The sequence below is a fragment of the Streptomyces sp. LaPpAH-108 genome, from assembly GCF_000373625.1.
In the GTDB taxonomy this organism is placed as follows: domain Bacteria; phylum Actinomycetota; class Actinomycetes; order Streptomycetales; family Streptomycetaceae; genus Streptomyces.
Window position 1 is genome coordinate 12,452 of record NZ_KB892000.1, and the last position, 19,028, is coordinate 31,479.

General features: G+C 70.0%; 20 protein-coding genes. 6 read left to right on the forward strand and 14 right to left on the reverse strand.

The window, feature by feature from the left end; genetic code table 11:
* Together B079_RS0130495 and B079_RS33115 are read left to right on the forward strand one after the other, a co-directional pair.
* Window positions 1-969 (forward strand): ABC transporter ATP-binding protein, encoded by a 969-nt coding sequence (locus B079_RS0130495; protein ID WP_018549651.1) that lies wholly within the window; start codon window positions 1-3, stop codon window positions 967-969.
* Window positions 970-978: 9 nt separating this feature from the next.
* Window positions 979-1,743: a DUF1707 SHOCT-like domain-containing protein gene (locus tag B079_RS33115; RefSeq protein WP_018549652.1), complete on the forward strand. Its 765-nt coding sequence runs from the start codon at window positions 979-981 to the stop codon at window positions 1,741-1,743.
* A 21-nt stretch (window positions 1,744-1,764) separates the two neighbouring features.
* Here B079_RS33115 and B079_RS0130505 read toward each other — a convergent pair whose 3' ends face one another.
* From B079_RS0130505 to B079_RS0130515, 3 genes are all read right to left on the reverse strand, one after another.
* Window positions 1,765-2,160 (reverse strand): hypothetical protein, encoded by a 396-nt coding sequence (locus tag B079_RS0130505; RefSeq protein ID WP_018549653.1) that lies wholly within the window; start codon window positions 2,158-2,160, stop codon window positions 1,765-1,767.
* Between the two features lie 128 nt (window positions 2,161-2,288).
* Complete coding sequence (gene rph, locus B079_RS0130510) at window positions 2,289-3,026, reverse strand: ribonuclease PH (RefSeq protein WP_018549654.1); 738 nt, start codon at window positions 3,024-3,026, stop codon at window positions 2,289-2,291.
* Between the two features lie 108 nt (window positions 3,027-3,134).
* Window positions 3,135-3,368 (reverse strand): glucose PTS transporter subunit EIIB, encoded by a 234-nt coding sequence (locus B079_RS0130515; protein WP_018549655.1) that lies wholly within the window; start codon window positions 3,366-3,368, stop codon window positions 3,135-3,137.
* Window positions 3,369-3,544: 176 nt separating this feature from the next.
* On the opposite strand from B079_RS0130515, the gene B079_RS0130520 reads away from it, so the two are divergent.
* Window positions 3,545-4,792, forward strand: a complete 1,248-nt coding sequence (locus B079_RS0130520; protein ID WP_018549656.1) for a PTS transporter subunit EIIC — start codon at window positions 3,545-3,547, stop codon at window positions 4,790-4,792.
* Window positions 4,793-4,879: 87 nt separating this feature from the next.
* Here the strand turns inward: B079_RS0130520 and B079_RS0130525 are convergent, their stop codons facing one another.
* On the reverse strand, window positions 4,880-5,632 hold the full coding sequence (locus B079_RS0130525) for an MBL fold metallo-hydrolase (protein WP_018549657.1): 753 nt from the start codon (window positions 5,630-5,632) through the stop codon (window positions 4,880-4,882).
* Between the two features lie 219 nt (window positions 5,633-5,851).
* On the opposite strand from B079_RS0130525, the gene B079_RS0130530 reads away from it, so the two are divergent.
* Window positions 5,852-6,343, forward strand: a complete 492-nt coding sequence (locus B079_RS0130530; protein WP_018549658.1) for a type II toxin-antitoxin system PemK/MazF family toxin — start codon at window positions 5,852-5,854, stop codon at window positions 6,341-6,343.
* Window positions 6,344-6,441: 98 nt separating this feature from the next.
* Here the strand turns inward: B079_RS0130530 and B079_RS0130535 are convergent, their stop codons facing one another.
* The 8 genes from B079_RS0130535 to clpS all read right to left on the reverse strand — a co-directional run bounded on the left by B079_RS0130535 (window position 6,442) and on the right by clpS (window position 13,919).
* Window positions 6,442-6,894 (reverse strand): hypothetical protein, encoded by a 453-nt coding sequence (locus B079_RS0130535; protein WP_018549659.1) that lies wholly within the window; start codon window positions 6,892-6,894, stop codon window positions 6,442-6,444.
* A gap of 142 nt (window positions 6,895-7,036) precedes the next feature.
* Window positions 7,037-8,851: a S53 family peptidase gene (locus tag B079_RS0130540; protein WP_018549660.1), complete on the reverse strand. Its 1,815-nt coding sequence runs from the start codon at window positions 8,849-8,851 to the stop codon at window positions 7,037-7,039.
* Between the two features lie 305 nt (window positions 8,852-9,156).
* A complete protein-coding gene (locus B079_RS0130545; RefSeq protein ID WP_018549661.1) occupies window positions 9,157-10,107 on the reverse strand; it encodes a PLP-dependent cysteine synthase family protein in 951 nt (316 codons plus the stop codon).
* A gap of 16 nt (window positions 10,108-10,123) precedes the next feature.
* Window positions 10,124-10,402, reverse strand: coding sequence for a MoaD/ThiS family protein (locus B079_RS0130550; RefSeq protein ID WP_018549662.1), 279 nt, complete (start codon window positions 10,400-10,402; stop codon window positions 10,124-10,126).
* A gap of 175 nt (window positions 10,403-10,577) precedes the next feature.
* Window positions 10,578-11,000 (reverse strand): Mov34/MPN/PAD-1 family protein, encoded by a 423-nt coding sequence (locus B079_RS0130555; protein ID WP_018549663.1) that lies wholly within the window; start codon window positions 10,998-11,000, stop codon window positions 10,578-10,580.
* A 145-nt stretch (window positions 11,001-11,145) separates the two neighbouring features.
* A complete protein-coding gene (locus B079_RS0130560) occupies window positions 11,146-12,564 on the reverse strand; it encodes an amino acid permease (RefSeq protein WP_018549664.1) in 1,419 nt (472 codons plus the stop codon).
* Window positions 12,565-12,932: 368 nt separating this feature from the next.
* A complete protein-coding gene (locus tag B079_RS0130565) occupies window positions 12,933-13,544 on the reverse strand; it encodes a DUF2017 domain-containing protein (protein WP_018549665.1) in 612 nt (203 codons plus the stop codon).
* Between the two features lie 9 nt (window positions 13,545-13,553).
* Entirely contained in the window at window positions 13,554-13,919 is a 366-nt protein-coding gene (clpS, locus tag B079_RS0130570; RefSeq protein WP_051095398.1) for an ATP-dependent Clp protease adapter ClpS, read from the reverse strand.
* Window positions 13,920-13,927: 8 nt separating this feature from the next.
* On the opposite strand from clpS, the gene B079_RS0130575 reads away from it, so the two are divergent.
* Entirely contained in the window at window positions 13,928-15,274 is a 1,347-nt protein-coding gene (locus B079_RS0130575; protein WP_018549667.1) for a nicotinate phosphoribosyltransferase, read from the forward strand.
* A gap of 95 nt (window positions 15,275-15,369) precedes the next feature.
* On the forward strand, window positions 15,370-15,963 hold the full coding sequence (locus B079_RS0130580) for an isochorismatase family protein (protein WP_018549668.1): 594 nt from the start codon (window positions 15,370-15,372) through the stop codon (window positions 15,961-15,963).
* Window positions 15,964-16,149: 186 nt separating this feature from the next.
* On the opposite strand, the gene B079_RS0130585 is transcribed toward B079_RS0130580, so the two are convergent.
* Together B079_RS0130585 and B079_RS0130590 are read right to left on the reverse strand one after the other, a co-directional pair.
* Window positions 16,150-16,470 (reverse strand): hypothetical protein, encoded by a 321-nt coding sequence (locus B079_RS0130585; protein WP_018549669.1) that lies wholly within the window; start codon window positions 16,468-16,470, stop codon window positions 16,150-16,152.
* A gap of 121 nt (window positions 16,471-16,591) precedes the next feature.
* On the reverse strand, window positions 16,592-18,937 hold the full coding sequence (locus B079_RS0130590) for an immune inhibitor A domain-containing protein (protein WP_018549670.1): 2,346 nt from the start codon (window positions 18,935-18,937) through the stop codon (window positions 16,592-16,594).
* Window positions 18,938-19,028: the final 91 nt, after the last annotated feature.

Sequence of the window (19,028 nt, forward strand, 5' to 3'; positions counted from 1 at the left end):
ATGGCGGACGCTGATTTCATCGCGCTGGAGCGGGTCGAGAAGGTCTTCCAGGTGCGCAGGAAGACGGGCTTCCTGAAGCGGGAGCGGCGCGAGGTGCGGGCGGTGGACTCGCTGTCGTTCACCGTGGCGCGCGGCGAGATGGTGGGGTACATCGGGCCGAACGGCGCCGGGAAGTCGACCACGATCAAGATGCTGACCGGCATCTTGACCCCGAGCGCGGGCAGGCTGCGGGTGGCCGGGATCGACCCCTCGCGGGAGCGGACCCGGCTCGCGCACCGGATCGGGGTGGTGTTCGGGCAGCGTACGACGCTGTGGTGGGACCTGCCGCTGATCGACTCGTACCGGCTGGCGCACCGCATGTACCGCGTCCCGGACGCCCGTTACCGCGAGAACCTGGAGCGCTGTGTCGAACTCCTGGAACTTGAGGACCTGTTGGACGTACCGGTGCGCCAACTCTCCCTGGGCCAGCGGATGCGCGGCGACATCGCGGCGGCCCTGCTGCACGACCCCGAGGTGCTGTACCTGGACGAGCCGACGATCGGCCTGGATGTCGTGTCGAAGGCCAAAGTCCGGGGCTTCCTCAAGGAGTTGAACACCGAGCGCGGCACGACGGTCCTGCTGACCACCCATGACCTCCAGGACATCGAGCAGTTGTGCTCGCGGGTGATGGTGATCGACCACGGCCGCCTGATGTACGACGGCCCGCTGGCCGGACTGCACGAGGCGGCGGACGGTGAGCGGACGCTGGTGGTGGACCTGGAGCGGGAGCTGCCGCCGGTGGAGGTGCCCGCCGCACGGGTGATCCGGGTGGAGGGGCCCCGGCAGTGGCTGGCGTTCCCGGCGGGGCAGTCGGCCGCGCCCCTGGTGGCTCATCTGGCGGCGGTCTATCCCCTGGTCGATCTCTCGGTGCGCGAACCCGACATCGAGTCGGTCATCGCCAAGATGTACGCGGGGAAGGTGGTCTCGTAGTCTGCTGTCATGACCGACGACGCTGTTCCGGACCTTCGTTCTTCCGATGCCGTCCCGGATCTCAGGGCCTCCGACGCGGACCGCGAGCGGGTCGCCGAGGTGCTGCGTGACGCCCTGGCCGAAGGGCGCCTGGACATGCAGGAGTTCGAGGAGCGCCTTGAGGGGGCGTACACGGCGCGGACGTACGGCGAGCTGGCCCCGCTGACCCGGGACCTTCCGGCGGCGGGGGTCTCGGCGCCGCCGCCTGTGTCGTTCGTCAAGCAGCCTGTGCAGGACGGGAGTTGGGCGTCGCGGATCACCGGCGGGGAGGGTTCCTCGACGGGTGCGGTGGCGGTGCTGTCCGGCTTCCAGCGCAAGGGGCGCTGGACGATGCCGAAGAAGTTCACCTGCTTCGCGTTCATGGGCGGCGGCGAGATCGATCTGCGCGAGGCGTACTTCGCGGACCGCGAGGTCGAGATCAAGTGCGTCGCGGTCATGGGCGGCATGGAGGTGACCGTGCCGCCGGGCGTCGAGGTGGTGGTGCGCGGCATCGGCGTGATGGGCGGCTTCGAGCATCCCGAGTGGGACGAGCCGGGCGAGCCCGGGGCACCGCGCGTGATCATCAGCGGGTTCGCGTTCTGGGGCGGGGTCGGCGTCGAGCGCAAGGTGACCCGGGCCGAGCGGCTGCGCCTGAAGGAACTGCGCCGCCAGGAGCGGGAGTTGCGCCGTCAGGAACGGCAGGACCGACGCTGCGCCCGCCGCGAGGAGCAGCGGGAGCGCCACCGGGGCCGCTGAGCCCTTGGTGGCCCAACGCCCTTACTGCGTGCAGACCTTGGTGAGTTCGCCCGCCGCGTCGGTGACGGGGGTGACGTCCGGGGTGGCGTCGCCGTCCTTGATGGCCTGGCGGACGCCCGCCACGGCGCGGTCCAGGTGGTCGACGGCCTTGTTGACGTCGGCGTCGTCGGTCTTGTCGCCGATCCGGTCGAGGTCCTTCTGGATGGCGTCCAGGGAGGCGTCGGCCTGGGTCGGGTCGTCGCTCGCGTTCTCCACGGCCTGCTGGAGGCCGGTGACGCTGTCCGCGACGGAGTCGGCGGTGCGCACGCAGTCCAGGGCCTTGTCCACCGTGCTGCAGCCGGTGGCGAGTCCGGCGGTGAGTGCGGTGGCCACCAGTGCGGCGGCGATGGCGGTGGTACGGCGGCGGCCGGCGGCCATGTCGTGCTCCTCCCCTGGTACGGCTGGCCGGGCGCACGGTCTTCCGGCCGTGCGCCCGTACCGTCACAGACGTCGTGGGGCGAGCGGGGGTTGCCTGGGGCGACCCGCTGTTTTGACCGCCGCTTTGCCTACGCGTCCAGGGTGGCTTCGAGCGCGGCCCGCTGCAGCAGGGTCAGTTCGGCGCAGCCGGTGACGGCGAGGTCGAGCAGGGCGTTCAGCTCGTCGCGGGCGAAGGGCTCGGCCTCGGCGGTGCCCTGGACCTCGACGAAGCGGCCGTCGCCGGTGCAGACGACGTTCATGTCGGTCTCGGCGCGCACGTCTTCCTCGTAGCAGAGGTCGAGCAGCGGGACGCCGCCGACGATGCCGACGGAGACGGCGCTGACGGTGCCGGTGAGTGGCTTGCGGCCGGGCTTGACGAGCTTCTTGGCCTGGGCCCAGGCGATCGCGTCGGCGAGGGCGACGTAGGCGCCGGTGATGGCGGCGGTGCGGGTGCCGCCGTCGGCCTGGAGGACGTCGCAGTCGAGGACGATGGTGTTCTCGCCGAGCGCCTTGTAGTCGATGACGGCGCGCAGGGAGCGGCCGATGAGGCGGGAGATCTCGTGGGTGCGACCGCCGATCTTGCCGCGTACGGACTCGCGGTCGCCGCGGGTGTTGGTGGAGCGGGGCAGCATGGAGTACTCGGCGGTCACCCAGCCCTCGCCGCTGCCCTTGCGCCAGCGGGGGACGCCTTCGGTGACGGTGGCGGTGCAGAAGACCTTGGTGTCGCCGAAGGAGACGAGGACGGAGCCCTCGGCGTGCTTGCTCCAGCCGCGTTCGATGGTGACCGGGCGGAGCTGTTCGGGCGTGCGGCCGTCGATGCGAGACATGGGGACGACCCTATCGGGCGCGGGCGGGGTCTCTTTCCCCCGCGGGCGCGACGAAGGGCTCCTTCCCGGTCGGGAGGGAAGGAGCCCCTGCGCGGCGAGCCGGTCGGCTCACATCATGTCCTCGATCTCCGCGGCGATCGGGTCGGCGTCGGTGCCGATGACGACCTGGATGGCGTTGCCCATCTTGACGACACCGTGGGCGCCCGCGGCCTTCAGGGCGGCGTCGTCGACCAGCGAGGCGTCGTGGACCTCGGTCCGCAGCCGGGTGATGCAGCCCTCGATCTCGTCGATGTTCTCGATGCCGCCGAGCCCGGCGACGATCTTCTCAGCCTTGGTGGCCATGTTCCTTCTCCCTGATCGAACCCATCGGAACCGCTGCTGGTCCGCAGACTGGTCTACACCACACTCCGGAGCCCCGCCAAACCCCCCGGATCTCACGGGTTCCTTATATCGACGCCATCGTGCTACAAACAGGTCTACACCACTGAGTGGTGTAGACCATCACCGATGGAGGACGTATGAGCACCGCCACCGCAGAGGCGGCCCCCGCAAAGAAGCGGGGATCGGGCCTGTTCCAGGGCCTGCAGAAGGTCGGCCGGAGCCTGCAGCTCCCGATCGCCGTGCTGCCGGCGGCTGGTCTCCTGCTCCGCTTCGGCCAGGACGACATTCACGACAAGCTGCACCTGCCCGACAAGGTCACGGCGGTCTTCGCCACCGCGGGCGGCGCGATCTTCGACAACCTGCCCCTTCTCTTCTGTGTCGGCGTCGCCATCGGCTTCGCCAAGAAGGCGGACGGCTCCACCGCGCTCGCCGCACTGGTCGGCTTCCTGGTGTACAGCAACGTCCTGAAGGCGTTCCCGGTCACCGAGGCGAAGATCCAGAAGGGCGCGGACATCGCCGCGACCTACAATAACCCCGGCGTTCTCGGCGGCGTCATCATGGGCCTGCTGGCCGCCGTGCTCTGGCAGCGCTACCACCGCAAGCGCCTGGTCGACTGGCTCGGCTTCTTCAACGGCCGCCGTCTGGTGCCGATCATCATGGCCTTCGTCGGCACCCTGGTCGGTGTCGTCTTCGGTCTGATCTGGGAGCCGATCGGCAACGGCATCTCGAACTTCGGCGAGTGGATGACGGGCCTCGGCGCCTTCGGAGCCGGTCTGTTCGGCCTGGTCAACCGTGGTCTGATCCCGGTGGGCATGCACCAGTTCGTGAACGCCGTCGCCTGGCTGCAGCTCGGTGACTTCAAGAACGCCTCCGGCGACATCGTCCACGGCGACCTCACCCGCTTCTTCGCCGGTGACCCGACCGCCGGTCAGTTCATGTCGGGCTTCTTCCCGATCATGATGTTCGGCCTCCCGGCCGCCGCCATCGCCATCGCGCACTCCGCCCGCCCCGAGCGCCGCAAGGCCGTGATGGGCATGATGATCTCCCTCGCCCTCACCTCCTTCGTGACCGGCGTGACGGAGCCCATCGAGTTCTCCTTCATGTTCATCGCGCCGGTGCTCTACGCGATCCACGCGGTGCTGACCGCCCTGTCCATGGCCATCACCTGGGCCCTGGGCGTGCACGCGGGCTTCACCTTCTCCGCCGGTGTCACCGACTACCTGCTGAACTGGCACCTCGCCACCAAGCCCTGGCTGATCATCCCGATCGGCCTGGTGTTCGCCGCGGTCTACTACGTGGTCTTCCGCTTCGCGATCACCAAGTTCAACCTGCCGACCCCGGGCCGTGAGCCCGAGGAGGAGGTGGAGGACCTCACCAAGGCGTGAGTCCTCCCCGCAGACGGCCGAAGGCCCCGGAGACCGCTCAGGTCCCGGGGCCTTCGCCATGCCGAGGGCGCTTCAGGTGCCGTGCGGCTACAGCTCGTACGTCATCCGCGGCACCGCCAGTTCCACCGGCCCCGGGTACGCCGCGCGGGCGTCCGCCAGGTTGACCTGGGGGTCGGTCCACGGGGGGATGTGGGTGAGGAGGAGGAGGCCGGCGTTCGCGCGGGTCGCCGTCTCTCCGGCCTCGCGGCCGTTGAGGTGGAGGTCGGGGATGTTCTCCTTGCCGTGGGTGAAAGCGGCCTCGCACAGGAAGAGGTCGGTGTCCCGGGCCAGCTCGTCCAGCGCGTCGCACACGCCGGTGTCGCCGGAGTACGTCAGGGACTTGCCCTCGTGCTCGATGCGGATGGCGTACGCCTCCACGGGGTGCCGGACCCGCTCGGTGTGCACGGTGAACGGGCCGATCTCGAAGGTGGACGGCTTGACCGTGTGGAAGTCGAAGACCTCGCTCATGGAGGACGCGGACGGGGTGTCGGCGTAGGCCGTGGTCAGGCGGTGCTCGGTGCCCTCGGGGCCGTAGACCGGGATGGGGGCGCAGCGCCCGCCGTCGTGCCGGTAGTAGCGCGCGACGAAGTAGGCGCACATGTCGATGCAGTGGTCGGCGTGCAGATGGCTGAGGAAGATCGCGTCGAGGTCGTACAGACCGATGTGGCGCTGCAGCTCGCCGAGGGCGCCGTTGCCCATGTCGAGAAGCAACCGGAAGCCGTCGGCCTCGACGAGGTAGCTCGAACAGGCCGATTCCGCGGACGGGAACGACCCCGAGCTGCCGACGACGGTGAGCTTCATGAAGCAGAAACCTCCGTTGGCGGGGGACGGATGGGCGGATTACGGAAGGGCGGGGCGTGCGGTTCGTCGAGCGTAAGGCGCGAAAGCACGGGTCGCTCCTCCGCCCGGCGCCGTTGTGGGCGAACTCACCTGCGGTGTCACCGGTTCGGCTGGATCGGGGGCGCGTTGGGATGCGCCAAGGGCGCGCGAGGCGTGGCGCGCGCCGGTAACGTCGTCCTCATGGACACGTCCTGGTGGCTCGCGCTCGCGGCGGTGGTGCTGCTCGCGCTGGTCGCGACGCTGGTGGACGGCTGGGGGCGCGGTCACCGGCCGCGCGGACGACGGCTGCGGCCACCCGGCCGGCCCGCGCCACGGCCCCGGCCGCGACCCCGATCCCGGGGCAGCGCAGGGACTCTGACGGACCGTCCGCAGCCCGGCGACATCTGGTGGGCCGACGTGCCCTACGAGGACCGCCCCGAGTCCAAGGACCGGCCCTGTCTGGTGCTGTCCGTGCGCGGGGACCGGGTCACGGTCGCGAAGATCACCAGCAAGTACCACGACCAGCGCGCCGGGGTCATCCCGCTGCCGCCCGGCTCGGTGGGCGACGCCCAGGGCCGCCCCAGCTTCCTGCGCACCGACGAGCTGCGCGAGGTGCGCGTGCGCGACTTCCGCCGCCGGGTGGGCGTCGTCGACCCGGCCCTGTGGGACCAGGTGCGCCACCTGGCGCGCTAGGCGGAGAACCCGCGCTGGGCGGAGGAACGCGGCCATGTCCCCACCCTTGCGGACCCGGCCGGAGTGCGCCCGGCGACCGCGCCCGGCCCGGTGGCGGACTAGCCGATCCGCACGGTGACCAGGAACTCCTGGATGCCCTTGCAGGAGACGCCGCCCGGCGAGCTGGGCTGCGCGCACAGCGGGCGGCTGGAGGTCAGATGGACGGTGCCGGTGGCGGCGGCGCGGTAGGCGGCGGTGGCGTCGCCGGGCTGAAGGACGATCCCGGCGTTGATCGCGGTCAGCGCGTGCCCGCTGGCCTTGACCGGCTCCCAGGGGCGGGACTTGGTGCCGTCGAGGGTGAGCCGCAGCTCGCCGCCCCGCTCGAGGCACACCGTCTTCCCGGCGTCGGCGGAGGTCAGCCGCAGCTGGTCCGCGCAGCCCGTGGCGCCCGGGGAGCGCGAGGGCACGGGCGACGGCTTGGTGGAGGCCGAGGGCGCGGACTCGCCCCCGCAGCCCGCGAGCAGCAGGAGCAGGGCCGTCGCCGCGAGGGCGCGGGACGTCGTACGGCGCATGGGGTCCGCCTCTCCGTCGGGGCCGGTGCCGCGACGGCACCGCTGGTGATGTGACGTACCACCGGCGCGATCGGCTCCCGGGGAACGCGCGCGTCCCGCGCGCGGACGGCTTCCGCGCGCGGGACGGGGGTGCTGGTGCGGCTCAGCTGGTGGTGACGGCGGTGTCGTCCACGACGAAGCTGGTCTGGAGGGAGGAGTCCTCCACGCCGCTGAACTTCAGGCTGACCGTCTGGCCCGCGAAGGAGGACAGGTCGAAGGTCTTCTGCGCGTACCCGGAGGCGGCGTTGACGTTCGAGTACGTCGCCAGGGTGGTCGAACCGGCGGTCACGGTCAGCTTGTCGTACGCGGTGCTGCCCGTCTCCGCGGTGTCGATGTGCAGGTAGAAGGTGAAGCTGGCCTTGCAGCCGGCGGGGATCGTCACCGACTGGGACAGCGTGTCGGTGTGCGCGGAGCCGTAGCCGTCGAGCCACGCCTTGTACGAACCGGCGTGCGCGGCCTCGCCGCTGTCGGAGTTGATGACCCCGCTGCTGGCGCTCCAGGTGGTGTTGCCGGACTCGAAGCCGGGGTTGCCGAGCAGCTGCGCCGAGGTGCAGGTGCCGCCGCCCCCGCCGCCGCTGGAGCCGCCGGAGGTGAAGGCGGCCGTGCCGTTGGGGGTGCCCCAGCCGGTCGGGCCGTCGTAACCGGCGCGCGCGGTGCAGAAGTACGAGGTGGCGCAGGAGCCGTTGTTGCCGCTGGTGACGTCGTTGAGGTTCGCGGTGTGGTTGTACGGGTACTGCGCCGGGTAGTCCGAGGCGCCCGGGGTGCCCGCAAGGGCGTAGACACCGGCGATGATCGGGGCGGAGGCGCTGGTGCCGCCGTAGACCGCCCAGCCGGAGCCGCCGTAGGTGTCGTAGACGGCGACGCCGGTGGCCGGGTCGGCGACGGCGGAGACGTCGGACTCCATGCGCTTGGCGCAGCCGGTGTCGGTCTGCCAGCTCGGCTTCGGGTCGTAGGCGGAGCAGCCGGAGCCGGTGCCCTCGGTGGAGTTGGTGTGCCAGACGGACTCGCTCCAGCCGCGGGAGTTGGCCGCGGTGGTGAGCGCGGTGCCGCCGACGGCGGTCACGTACTGCGAGGTCGCCGGGTACTCGGCGCCGTACGCCTCGTCACCGGAGGAGACGGTGATGGCGACGCCGGGGTGCTTGAAGTACTGGGTGTCCTCGGTGGTCTGGGAGGACGCCTCGGAGCCGCCCCAGCTGTTGGAGACGAACTTGGCGCCGAGCGCGACGGCCTCGTTCTCGGCCTTGCCGAGGTCGGTGTCGTTCGCGGAGCTGGCCTCGACCAGGATGATGTTGCAGTTGGGGCAGACCGCGCTGACCATGTCGATGTCCAGCGCCTCCTCACCCGCCCAGCCCTTGTCGTTGCTGGGCAGCGAGGTGGTGGAGCCGGTCTGGGAGACCTGCTTGAAGCAGCCGTTGGCCTTGGTGCAGGCGGACAGGCCGTAGGTGGAGCGGTAGGTGGCGAGGTCCGCCTCGGCGTTGGGGTCGTTGTAGGCGTCGACGACCGCGACGGTCAGGCCCGAGCCGCCGGTGGAGGGCAGGGCGTAGGCGCTGTGCAGGTTGGCCGGGGAGAGGCCGGAGGGGGTGGCGGCGGCGACCGCGGAGGCCAGCCGCTGCTTGATGTCGGTGCGCCGCTGGGCGAAGCAGGATGCCTGGCCGGGCTGCGCGGTGGCGCACAGATGGGTGGTCGGGACCTTCTCGCCGGCCTTGCCGGTGGTGTGGAAGGTCTGCCGGTCCGGGTCGGTGAGCGCCTTGTGGTTCTGGGTGACGCGGGACGCCGCCGGGGCCTGGTGGGCCGCGGGGGCGGCTCCGGCCGAGGGCGCCGCGGTCATTCCGGCGACGGAGAGGGCGAGTGCGGGGAGGGCGACGGCGAGGAGTCTGCGCAGACTCCGTCTCCGCCCGCCGGTGCGTGACTCACGCATGGGGAACTGCCTCCATGGGAAGTGGGGTTCTCGCACTGGATTGGCAGGCACGTGACGCGCGTAGCGGCGGCAGAGCGCGCGGTCATGAGCATGACACTCTCAGGCGTCCGTCACGTCGATGAGCGTGACATGACAGGTCGCGGGAGGAACGTAGCCCCGGGGCGCGGACGCCCGGCAGTACCGCACGGAATTCTTTGCCGCGCCATAGAAAGCGGTTGGCCCCCTCATAGGAGGGGGCTGACGCGATCTTGTGAGCTTCCCGGGTTTGACCGGAAGGAGCCTTACGAGGAGCGGCCGGAAAGGGATCAGGCCCAGAGCTGGCCGTGCAGGGCCTCGACCGCCTCTTCGGTGGTCGCGGCGGTGTAGACGCCGGTGGAGAGGTACTTCCAGCCGCCGTCGGCCACCACGAACACGATGTCCGCGCTCTCCCCCGCCTTGACCGCCTTGCGGCCGACCCCGATCGCCGCGTGCAGCACGGCGCCGGTGGAGACGCCCGCGAAGATGCCCTCCTGCTGGAGGAGTTCCCGGGTACGGGCCACCGCGTCCGCCGAGCCGACGGAGAAGCGGGTGGTGAGCACGGAGGCGTCGTACAGCTCGGGGACGAAGCCCTCGTCGAGGTTGCGCAGGCCGTAGACCAGGTCGTCGTAGCGCGGCTCGGCGGCCACGATCTTGACGTCCGGCTTCTGCTCGCGCAGATAGCGGCCGACGCCCATCAGGGTGCCGGTGGTGCCGAGGCCCGCCACGAAGTGGGTGACCGAGGGCAGGTCGGCCAGGATCTCGGGGCCGGTGGTGGCGTAGTGGGCGCCCGCGTTGTCCGGGTTGCCGTACTGGTAGAGCATCACCCAGTCGGGGTGCTCCGCCGCCAGCTCCTTGGCCACGCGCACGGCGGTGTTGGAGCCGCCCGCCGCCGGGGAGGGGATGATCTCCGCGCCCCACATGGCGAGCAGGTCACGGCGCTCCTGCGAGGTGTTCTCGGGCATCACGCAGACCATCCGGTAGCCCTTGAGCCTGGCGGCCATGGCGAGCGAGATGCCGGTGTTGCCGGAGGTGGGCTCCAGGATCGTGCAGCCCGGGGTGAGGCGGCCGTCCTTCTCCGCCTGCTCGATCATGTGCAGCGCGGGGCGGTCCTTGACCGAGCCGGTGGGGTTGCGGTCCTCCAGCTTGGCCCACAGGCGAACGTCGGGGGACGGCGAGAGCCGCGGCAGACGCACCAGAGGGGTGTCGCCCACCGCGGCCAGCGGGGAGTCGTAGCGCATGGAGCCCGACGACCGATCAGACCATCCCGCCGGCGACGGCCGGCAGGATCGTCACGGTGTCGCCGTCGGACAGCTTGGTGTCGATGCCGTCCACGAAGCGCACGTCCTCGTCGTTCAGGTAGACGTTCACGAACCGGCGCAACTGACCGGCGTCGACCACCCGGTCCCGGATGCCCGCGTGCCGGGTCTCCAGGTCGGCGAACAGCTCGGCGAGGGTCGCCCCGGCGCCCTCGACCGCCTTCTGGCCGTCGGTGTACTGGCGGAGGATAGTGGGGATGCGGACCTCGATGGCCATGGTTGCGGGCTCCTGTCGGAAGGGGTCGTCGGGGCTGCGGGCTCGCTACGTCGGCTGTGGACGTCGGCGGTGGGCCCACACCACGGTCAGAACCATGGGCTCATCGTATCGATTCCCGGTCCGCCGTCCGGAAGGCGTTCCCACATGCCGGACATTTTCCGACCACAGGGCGAGATCAGTACGTTTCGACGACCTTGATCTCCTCCTCGGTGACCTCGCCGTCCAGGATGCGGAAGGAACGGAACTGGAAGTCGCCGAGGCCGTCGGCGTCCGCCGTGGAGACCAGGACGTAGTGGGCGCCGGGCTCGTTGGCGTAGCCGATGTCGGTGCGCGAGGGGTACGCCTCGGTCGCGGTGTGGGAGTGGTAGACGATCACCGGTTCCTCGTCGCGGTCGTCCATCTCCCGGTAGAGCTTGAGCAGGTCCTGGGAGTCGAACTCGTAGAACGTGGGCGAGCGGGCCGCGTTCAGCATCGGGATGAAGCGCTCGGGGCGGCCGGTGCCCTCCGGTCCCGCGACCACGCCGCACGCCTCGTCGGGGTGGTCCGCGCGGGCGTGGGCGACGATCTTGTCGTACAGGTCCTGGGTGATGGTCAGCATGGTCGCCAGGATAAAAGCATGGGCCGTCCCGTACCGAGGTGCGGTACGGGACGGCCCACATGGCGGACGCCCTGAGCGGCGGCCGGCGGGAGTGCCACGAGTACTCCCGACGGCCGGGCGTCCTGGATGGTCTTGCGCGGTGGGGTCAGCCCACCTTCTCCAGCGCGGGTTCGTCGCGCTCCCCGGTCTGCGGCGTACGCGACTTCATGACGAACCAGCCGATGCCGAGGGCGACGGCCCAGACCGCCATCACGTACAGGCAGATGCGGGAGTCGGCATCGTACGCGATCAAGCCCGTGACGAAGAGCAGGAAGGCGATCGCGATGTACGAGCAGACCGAGCCGCCCGGCGCCGGGAAGGACGAGGCGGGCAGCTTGCCCGCGACGACCTTGCGGCGGTAGAGCACGTGGCTGATCAGGATCATCAGCCAGGTCCAGATGCCCGCGGCGGTGGCGATGGAGGTGACGTAGCCGAACGCCTTCGCCGGGACGACGTAGTTCAGGACCACGCCGATGCCCATGAAGAGCACCGAGACGGTGACGCCGAGCGCCGGGGTCTTGGAGGACGACAGGCGGGAGAAGATCTTCGGGGCCTCGCCGCTGTCCGCCAGGGTGCGCAGCATGCGGCCCGTGGAGTACATGCCGGAGTTGCAGGAGGAGAGCGCGGCGGTCAGGACGACGAAGTTGACGATGCCCGCACCGGCCGGGATGCCGATCTCCGCGAACGCCTTCACGAAGGGGCTGACACCCGCCGAGAACTCGGTCCACTTGACCACGCACAGGATCACGGTCAGGGCGCCGACGTAGAAGAGGGCGATGCGCCAGGGCAGCGTGTTGATGGCCTTGGGGAGGGTCTTCTCGGGGTCCTCGGACTCGCCCGCGGTCACACCGACCAGCTCGACGGCGAGGTAGGCGAACATGACGCCCTGGAGCGTCATCAGCGAGGAGCCGATGCCCTTGGGGAAGAAGCCGTCGAACGCGTAGAGGTTCGAGACGGAGGCGGTGTCACCGGCGGCGCTGAAGCCGAAGGTCAGCACGCCGAGACCGATCACGATCATGCCGATCAGGGCCGTGACCTTGACCATCGAGAACCAGAACTCCAGCTCGCCGAAGAGCTTCACGGAGATCAGGTTGACGCCGAACAGCACCACCAGGAAGACCAGCGCGGTGACCCACCGCGGGACGCCCGGGAACCAGTAGTCGACGTAGATCGCGGCGGCCGTCAGCTCGGCCATGCCGGTCACCACCCACATCAGCCAGTACGTCCAGCCGGTGAAGTAACCGAAGAAGGGGCCCAGGAACTCGCGCGAGTACTCGGCGAAGGAACCGGAGACCGGGCGGTAGAGCAGCAGCTCACCCAGGGCCCGCATGATGAAGAAGATGATCGCGCCCGCGAGGGCGTACATGAGGATCAGGCTGGGACCGGCCTTGGCGATGTTCGCCCCGGCTCCCAGGAACAGGCCGACGCCGATCGCGCCGCCGATGGCGATCATCTGGACCTGGCGGCTGCCGAGTCCCCGCTCGTACCCCTCCTCAGGGGCTTCGGTGACCTTCTCAGAGGCCATGGTGGTGCGCCTTTCTCCATGCCGATCCGTGGCCGTACAGCGGCCTCGGATCGGGTTTCGATCCCCCCCCCGGAATGATGGAGCTGGGCAGGTTGCGAGCCCGCCCTTGCCTGGCCGGCGGTCGCCGGCTCGGTGGCGCACCCGGTCGAACATGGGTGGTGTTCGCCGGGCGGTCGTGAAGATTTATCACGGCCGCAACAATGATCAAAGAGGGGCCCTGTGGCACACCACACAGGAAGAAGCGGACAAAGAGCACACGAATGGCACAAACCAGGCCGCAACGGTGACGCGATCGTTATCCGGATTTGAGCGTCCTCTGAGCGAACACAACATCCGGCGGATCGTTACAAACCACTACGGCAACGGGGTTACGGCAGCAGGGTGGTGACGAGCGTCTCCTGGAGTCCGCCGAGCCAGAGATAGGCCAGCACCATCGGTTTGCGCGGATCGTGGTCCGGGAGGTGGTAGAGCGGGTCGGTGTCGTCCTCGCCGGTGATCTCCAGGCGGGCGCCGATCGCGAGCCGCAGATCGTTGAGCGCGCTCAGCCACTGCCGGGACTCGTCCGGGGAGAGCTTCAGCACGGCCACGCCTTCGTCGGCCGCCGCCGAGGCGGGGGCGTCCAGGGTGCGGATCACCGCGAGCGCGTTCTCCCGCTTGCCCGCGCGCAGGTCGTTCTCGGTGTAGCGGCGGAACTCGGCCGAGTACTCCTCGCGCTCGGCGGCCTCCGCCGCCGTGTCCGGCTCCCGCTCGGGGTCGGTGTAGGCGTCCGGGAAGAGCCTGCGCAGCACCGGATCGGTGGGCGGCTCGCTCGGGCCCTCGGCGAACAGCCCGGCCAGCGGGTCGGCGGAGGCGTCCTCGGCGGGACCGGGGCCGATCAGCTCCAGGAGCTGGACGGCCAGGGACCGGATGATGGAGATCTCGACGTCGTCGAGCGCGACGGCCGCGCCGCCGCCGGGGAGCGGTTCGAAGTGTCCGGGCATGTGTCTGGGTTACTTCCGGTCCTGCTGGAGGGTGGCCCACAGGCCGTAGCCGTGCATCGCCTGCACGTCGCGTTCCATCTCCTCGCGGCTGCCGCTGGAGACGACCGCCCGGCCCTTGTGGTGGACGTCGAGCATGAGCTTGGTGGCCTTGTCCTTGGGATAGCCGAAGTACGTCTGGAAGACGTACGTCACATAGCTCATGAGGTTGACCGGGTCGTTGTGCACGATGGTGACCCAGGGGACGTCGGGCTCGGGTACGGCGAAGACCTCTTCCGCCGACTCGGTGCGTTCGATCTCTACGGGAGCGGGTGACGTCACACAGCAATGCTGCCACGTGCCCCAGAAATCGTCACACTGACGAAATGGGAGTACCATCGCTCCCCATGAACGCAGCGGACCTTGGGCTGCCGGTCGACGTCCCCTCGACGGCGCTCTTCACGGACCAGTACGAGCTGACCATGCTGCAGGCCGCCCTGCGGGCCGGAACGGCCGAGCGGCGCAGTGTGTTCGAGGTCTTCACCCGGCGCCTGCCGAACGGGCGCCGGTACGGAGTCGTCGCGGGCACCGGGCGGGTGCTGGACGCGGTGACGAACTTCCGGTTCGACGCCGGGATGCTCGATTTCCTGCGCGAGCGGGAGATCGTCGACGCGGCGACCCTGGACTGGCTCGCGGACTACCGCTTCCAGGGCGACATCTGGGGCTACCCGGAGGGCGAGGTCTACTTCCCGGGCTCACCGCTGCTGCGGGTCGAGGGCAGCTTCGCGGAGTGCGTGCTGCTGGAGACGGTGATCCTCTCGATCCTCAACCACGACTCGGCCATCGCGGCGGCGGCCTCCCGGATGTCCTCCGCGGCGGGCGGGCGGCCGCTGATCGAGATGGGCGCCCGGCGCACGCACGAGCTGGCCGCCGTGGCCGCCGCCCGCGCCGCCTACATCGGCGGCTTCGCCACCACCTCCGACCTCGCGGCGGGCTTCCGCTACGGCATCCCGACCGTCGGCACCTCCGCGCACGCCTTCACCCTGCTCCACGACAACGAGCGGGACGCCTTCCGCGCCCAGGTGGACGCGCTGGGGGCGGGGACGACGCTGCTGGTGGACACCTACGACGTCGCCGAGGCGGTGCGTCTGGCGGTGGAGGTGGCCGGGACCGATCTCGGCGCGGTGCGGATCGACTCCGGGGATCTGCTGCTGGTCGCGCACCGGGTGCGGCGGCAGCTGGACGAGCTGGGGGCGACCAGCACGCGGATCGTCGTCACCTCGGACCTGGACGAGTACGCCATCGCCTCGCTCGCGGCGGCCCCTGTGGACGCGTACGGGGTGGGTACGCAGTTGGTGACCGGCTCCGGGCATCCGACCTGCTCGATGGTCTACAAGCTGGTCGCCCGCGCGGAGTCCGCCGATCCGGCTTCGCCGCTGGTGCCGGTGGCGAAGAAGTCCAGCGGCGGCAAGACCTCCATCGGCGGGCGCAAGTGGGCGGCGCGGCGGCTTGACGGCTCCGGGGTCGCGGAGGCCGAGGTCGTGGGCACGGGTCCGGTGCCGGACGACCTCGTTGACCGGCAGCTCCTGGTCGAGCTGGTCAAGGGCGGCGAGGTGATCGCCCGCGAGCCGCTGGACGTGGCCCGCGACCGGCACAGCGCGGCCCGCGCGAACCTGCCGCTGTCGGCGACCCAGCTGTCCCGGGGGGAACCCGTCCTTCCGACGGAGTACGTGCACCTGGGCTCGGGTAGCTAGAGCGGGACCGCCGCAGCCGCTTCGCACGCCCTCTCCCGCCGGAGCCCGGAAGTCTCTAGGCTCGATTCCTTGGACCTCACTCGAAGGACATCACCATGCGCCGCGCCTTGATCGTCGTAGACGTGCAGAACGACTTCTGCGAGGGGGGCAGCCTCGCGGTGGCGGGGGGCGCCGACGTGGCCGCCGCCATCACCGAGCTGATCGGCCAGGCGGCGGGCTCCGGCTACCGCCACGTGGTGGCCACCCGCGACCACCACATCGCCCCCGGCGGCCACTTCGCCGACAACCCCGACTACGTCCACTCCTGGCCCGCCCACTGCGTCGCCGGCACCGAGGGCGTCGGCTTCCACCCCAACTTCGCCCCCGCGGTCGCCTCCGGCGCGGTCGACGCGGTCTTCGACAAGGGCGCCTACTCGGCGGCGTACAGCGGCTTCGAGGGGGCCGACGAAAACGGCACGGGCCTCTCCGAGTGGCTCCGCGAACGGGGCGTGGAGGAGGTGGACGTGGTGGGCATCGCCACGGACCACTGCGTACGGGCTACCGCCCTGGACGCGGCGAGGGAAGGCTTCCAGACCCACGTCCTCCTGGACCTGACAGCCGGCGTCGCCCAGGAAACAACGGACCTGGCCCTGGAGTCCCTGCGAGAAGCCGGAGTAAAGCTGACGGGCAAGCCGGTGGTCAGCGGCTGAGGACTCTGTCCCACGTGCGGGTGCGTGGTGGCTGGTCGCGCAGTTCCCCGCGCCCCTTTGGGGCGGGACCAGTGACGTCGGCCAGCAGGAGGCCCCTCGTTGCCACAGCCGACGGAACCGGTCCCACCTCAGGGGCGCGGGGAACTGCGCGATCGGCCACCACGGGCCCGCAGCCGACGACGGACCTCACCGCCCCGGCAGAGCCGCAGGTCGCAGGAGGGAGCGGATCGGGCGCCACAGGCCGGAGGCCGACGTGCCGTCCAAGGGGGCCGTGCGCCAGACCAGGCCGTCGGGATGGTGCAGGACCGCTGTGATCTCGTCCGGGGTCGGGGGCGCCGTGTTGCCCCGGAGGTACACCGCCCGGAGGCCGAGGTTGCGGAGGCGGGTCAGGGCGCGGGCGCGGTTGCGGGCGTGCACCAGGACGCGGACCCCGGCGGAGCCGTGCGGCAGGTTCAAAGCCACCACCACCGTGCCGTTCGGCAGTCTGCTGAAGCCTCCTGCGGCCATGCGGTCACATCCCCGTTCCGTCCGGTGTCAATAAGCCGTCCACAGGACGCACCTAAACACGATCGGCGGCAACCCGCCAGGGGATTGCCGCCGATACGTCCGTGACCTGCGATGATGCCGACTACTTCACCGCGCGCCCGACCTCCAGCTCGATCGTCGAGCCGTCCTTCGCCTCCTTGGTGATCTTGATCTTGGTGTTGGTGTCAGTGATCTTGACGCCACCGGTGGGGTTCGCCGGGTCGTAGTACGTGTTCGTGTGGTCGTTGAACACCGACACCCCCTTCGACGCCTTGATCTTCGTCGCGACGTCGCTCTTGTGCAGCGTGATCCCGTCCGTGCCGTAGAGGCTGAAGGGCGAGTCGTACGCCTGGATGCGGTTGCGCAGCAGCGTCCCGTCGGACCACTTCAGCGCGGCCGGGTGCGAGTCGACCGGCAGGATGAGACCCGTACCGGGGTGCCCGTTCTCGGAGTTGGTGTTGTTGTCCGCCTGGGAGGTGTCCCACTTCCAGATCAACAGGCCGTTCTGGTACGGGTAGTGCTCCACCCAGCCCGGCTTCGAGGCGAAGCCGAAGTTGTACGGACCGACCTTGAGGGTCTTGTCGTACGACACGTACTGCCGGTTCTCGGCGATGTAGTACTGCTGGTAGTCCTTGGTGAAGGACGCCCCGATCCGGGAGAAGCCGTTCGCGGTCCAACCGGCGTCCGCCGACTCGGCGTTGTCGGAGAAGACGGTGGAACTGTCGGCGGTCACCGCGATCTCGTCGGCCGCGAAGCCCTTCAGCGCGACCCCGCCGTCCGTCTGGTAGCGGAAGCGCAGCTGGATCTTCTGGCCCGCGTAGGCGTCCAGCGGGAACGACAGCTTCTGGTAGGCGTCCACCGTACCGGTGAGCGCGGGCTTGCCGGAGCCGTCCTCCGGGATGGCCGCGCCGTCCGCCGTGCCGTTGATCGCGGTCCAGTTGGCCCCGCCGTCGGTGGACACCTCGGTGTAGAGGTAGTCGTAGCCGGACTCGATGTCGTACCAGCCGTCCAGGCTCAGCGTGGCCGAGGACGTGCCGGTGAGGTCGACGGACCGGGTCAGCGTGTTCTTGAGGTCGTTGCCGCTGCCGCTCCACCACTGGGTCACGCCCTGGGCCGGGGTGACCACCTCGGTGGTGACCTCCTTGTCCGGGAGCGAAACCACCAGCGCCTGACGGTACTTGGTGTTGTACTCGGACAGGCCCAGCTTGTGCCAGGAGGAGACGCCCGCCTTGGCGGTGTCGTAGGTGAGCCAGCCCAGCTGGAGCTTGTCCCAGGCGTTCATGTCGCCGGGCAGGTCACCGATGGACTCCTTGCCGGTGCCCAGCCAGGAGCCGGAGGACATCAGGGTCCAGAAACCGGTGGAGTTGTCGCCCCCGGCGGTGTCGTACTCGTCCGGCAGCCCGAGGTCGTGGCCGTACTCGTGGGCGAAGACGCCGAGTCCGCCGTTCTCCGGCTGGATGGTGTAGTCGCCGACCCAGATGCCGGTGTCGCCGATCTGGGTGCCGCCGAGCTTGTTGTCGGACGGACCGGTCGCGCCGACGTCCGTGCCGAACGCGTACCAGCGGTGCGCCCAGATGGCGTCCTCGCCCTGCGCGCCGCCGCCCGCGGACTCGTCCTCACCGGCGTGCACGATCTGGAAGTGGTCGATGTAGCCGTCGGGCTCGTTGAAGTTGCCGTCGCCGTCGTAGTCGTAACGGTCCCACTGGTCGTACTTGGCAAGCTCGGTGCGGATCTCCTCCGCACTGTCACCGGCGGCCTCACGGTCGGCGACCCAGGCGTTGACGCCGTCCTGGACCGCGTACCAGGCGCCGGTGGAAGCCTTGTTGGAGCCGTAACGGGCCTCGTTGTAGGGGACCTTGACCCAGTCGGTGACCTCGCCGTCGACCGAGTAGCGGCCCGAGGACTGCTTCTCGTAGTACTTCTTCAGCGACTCGGTGTTCTTGCCGGTGCCGAAGTAGAGGTCCTGGTAGTGCTGCTGGTTGTAATCCTTCTGCCAGGCCGTCGAGTTGTCCTTCTTGCGGTCCGGCGCGGCGATCTGGTTGTGCAGCGGCCCGGGGGTGCCGCCGTACCGGGGGTCGGTCTTGTCGCCGAACTCCACCAGGATCGTGAAGATCTTGTCGGTCTTCTCGCGCCCCAGCTCGACGTACTTGCTGTCGCCCTTGCGGCTCTTGAGCTGGACGACCTTGGAGCCGTGGCGGTCCTGCAGCTTGGTCTTGCCCGCGATGAGCTGGGTGAGCGCCTCGCTGCGCTGGGCCTGCTGGGTCTTGCTCAGCGGACCGTCGAGGTCGTGCTCCCGCTGGGCGACGGGAGCCGGGTCGTGCCGGTTCTCGGCCGCCGACCGGGGCGCCGCGCTCGCCTCCGCGACGGCGAACGTCACGAACGTGGCGGAGGCCGCGGCGAGGGCTACCCCTATCGCCGTGGTTCTGAACGTCCAGGATCTGCTGGTCACTTGATTTCCTCCCCCGCGCCGCGCGCACGGCAGGAGGGTTCCGGTTCATGGAAGGTTCCGTGCGCGCACGATCAACGCGTGTAGTCAAGTG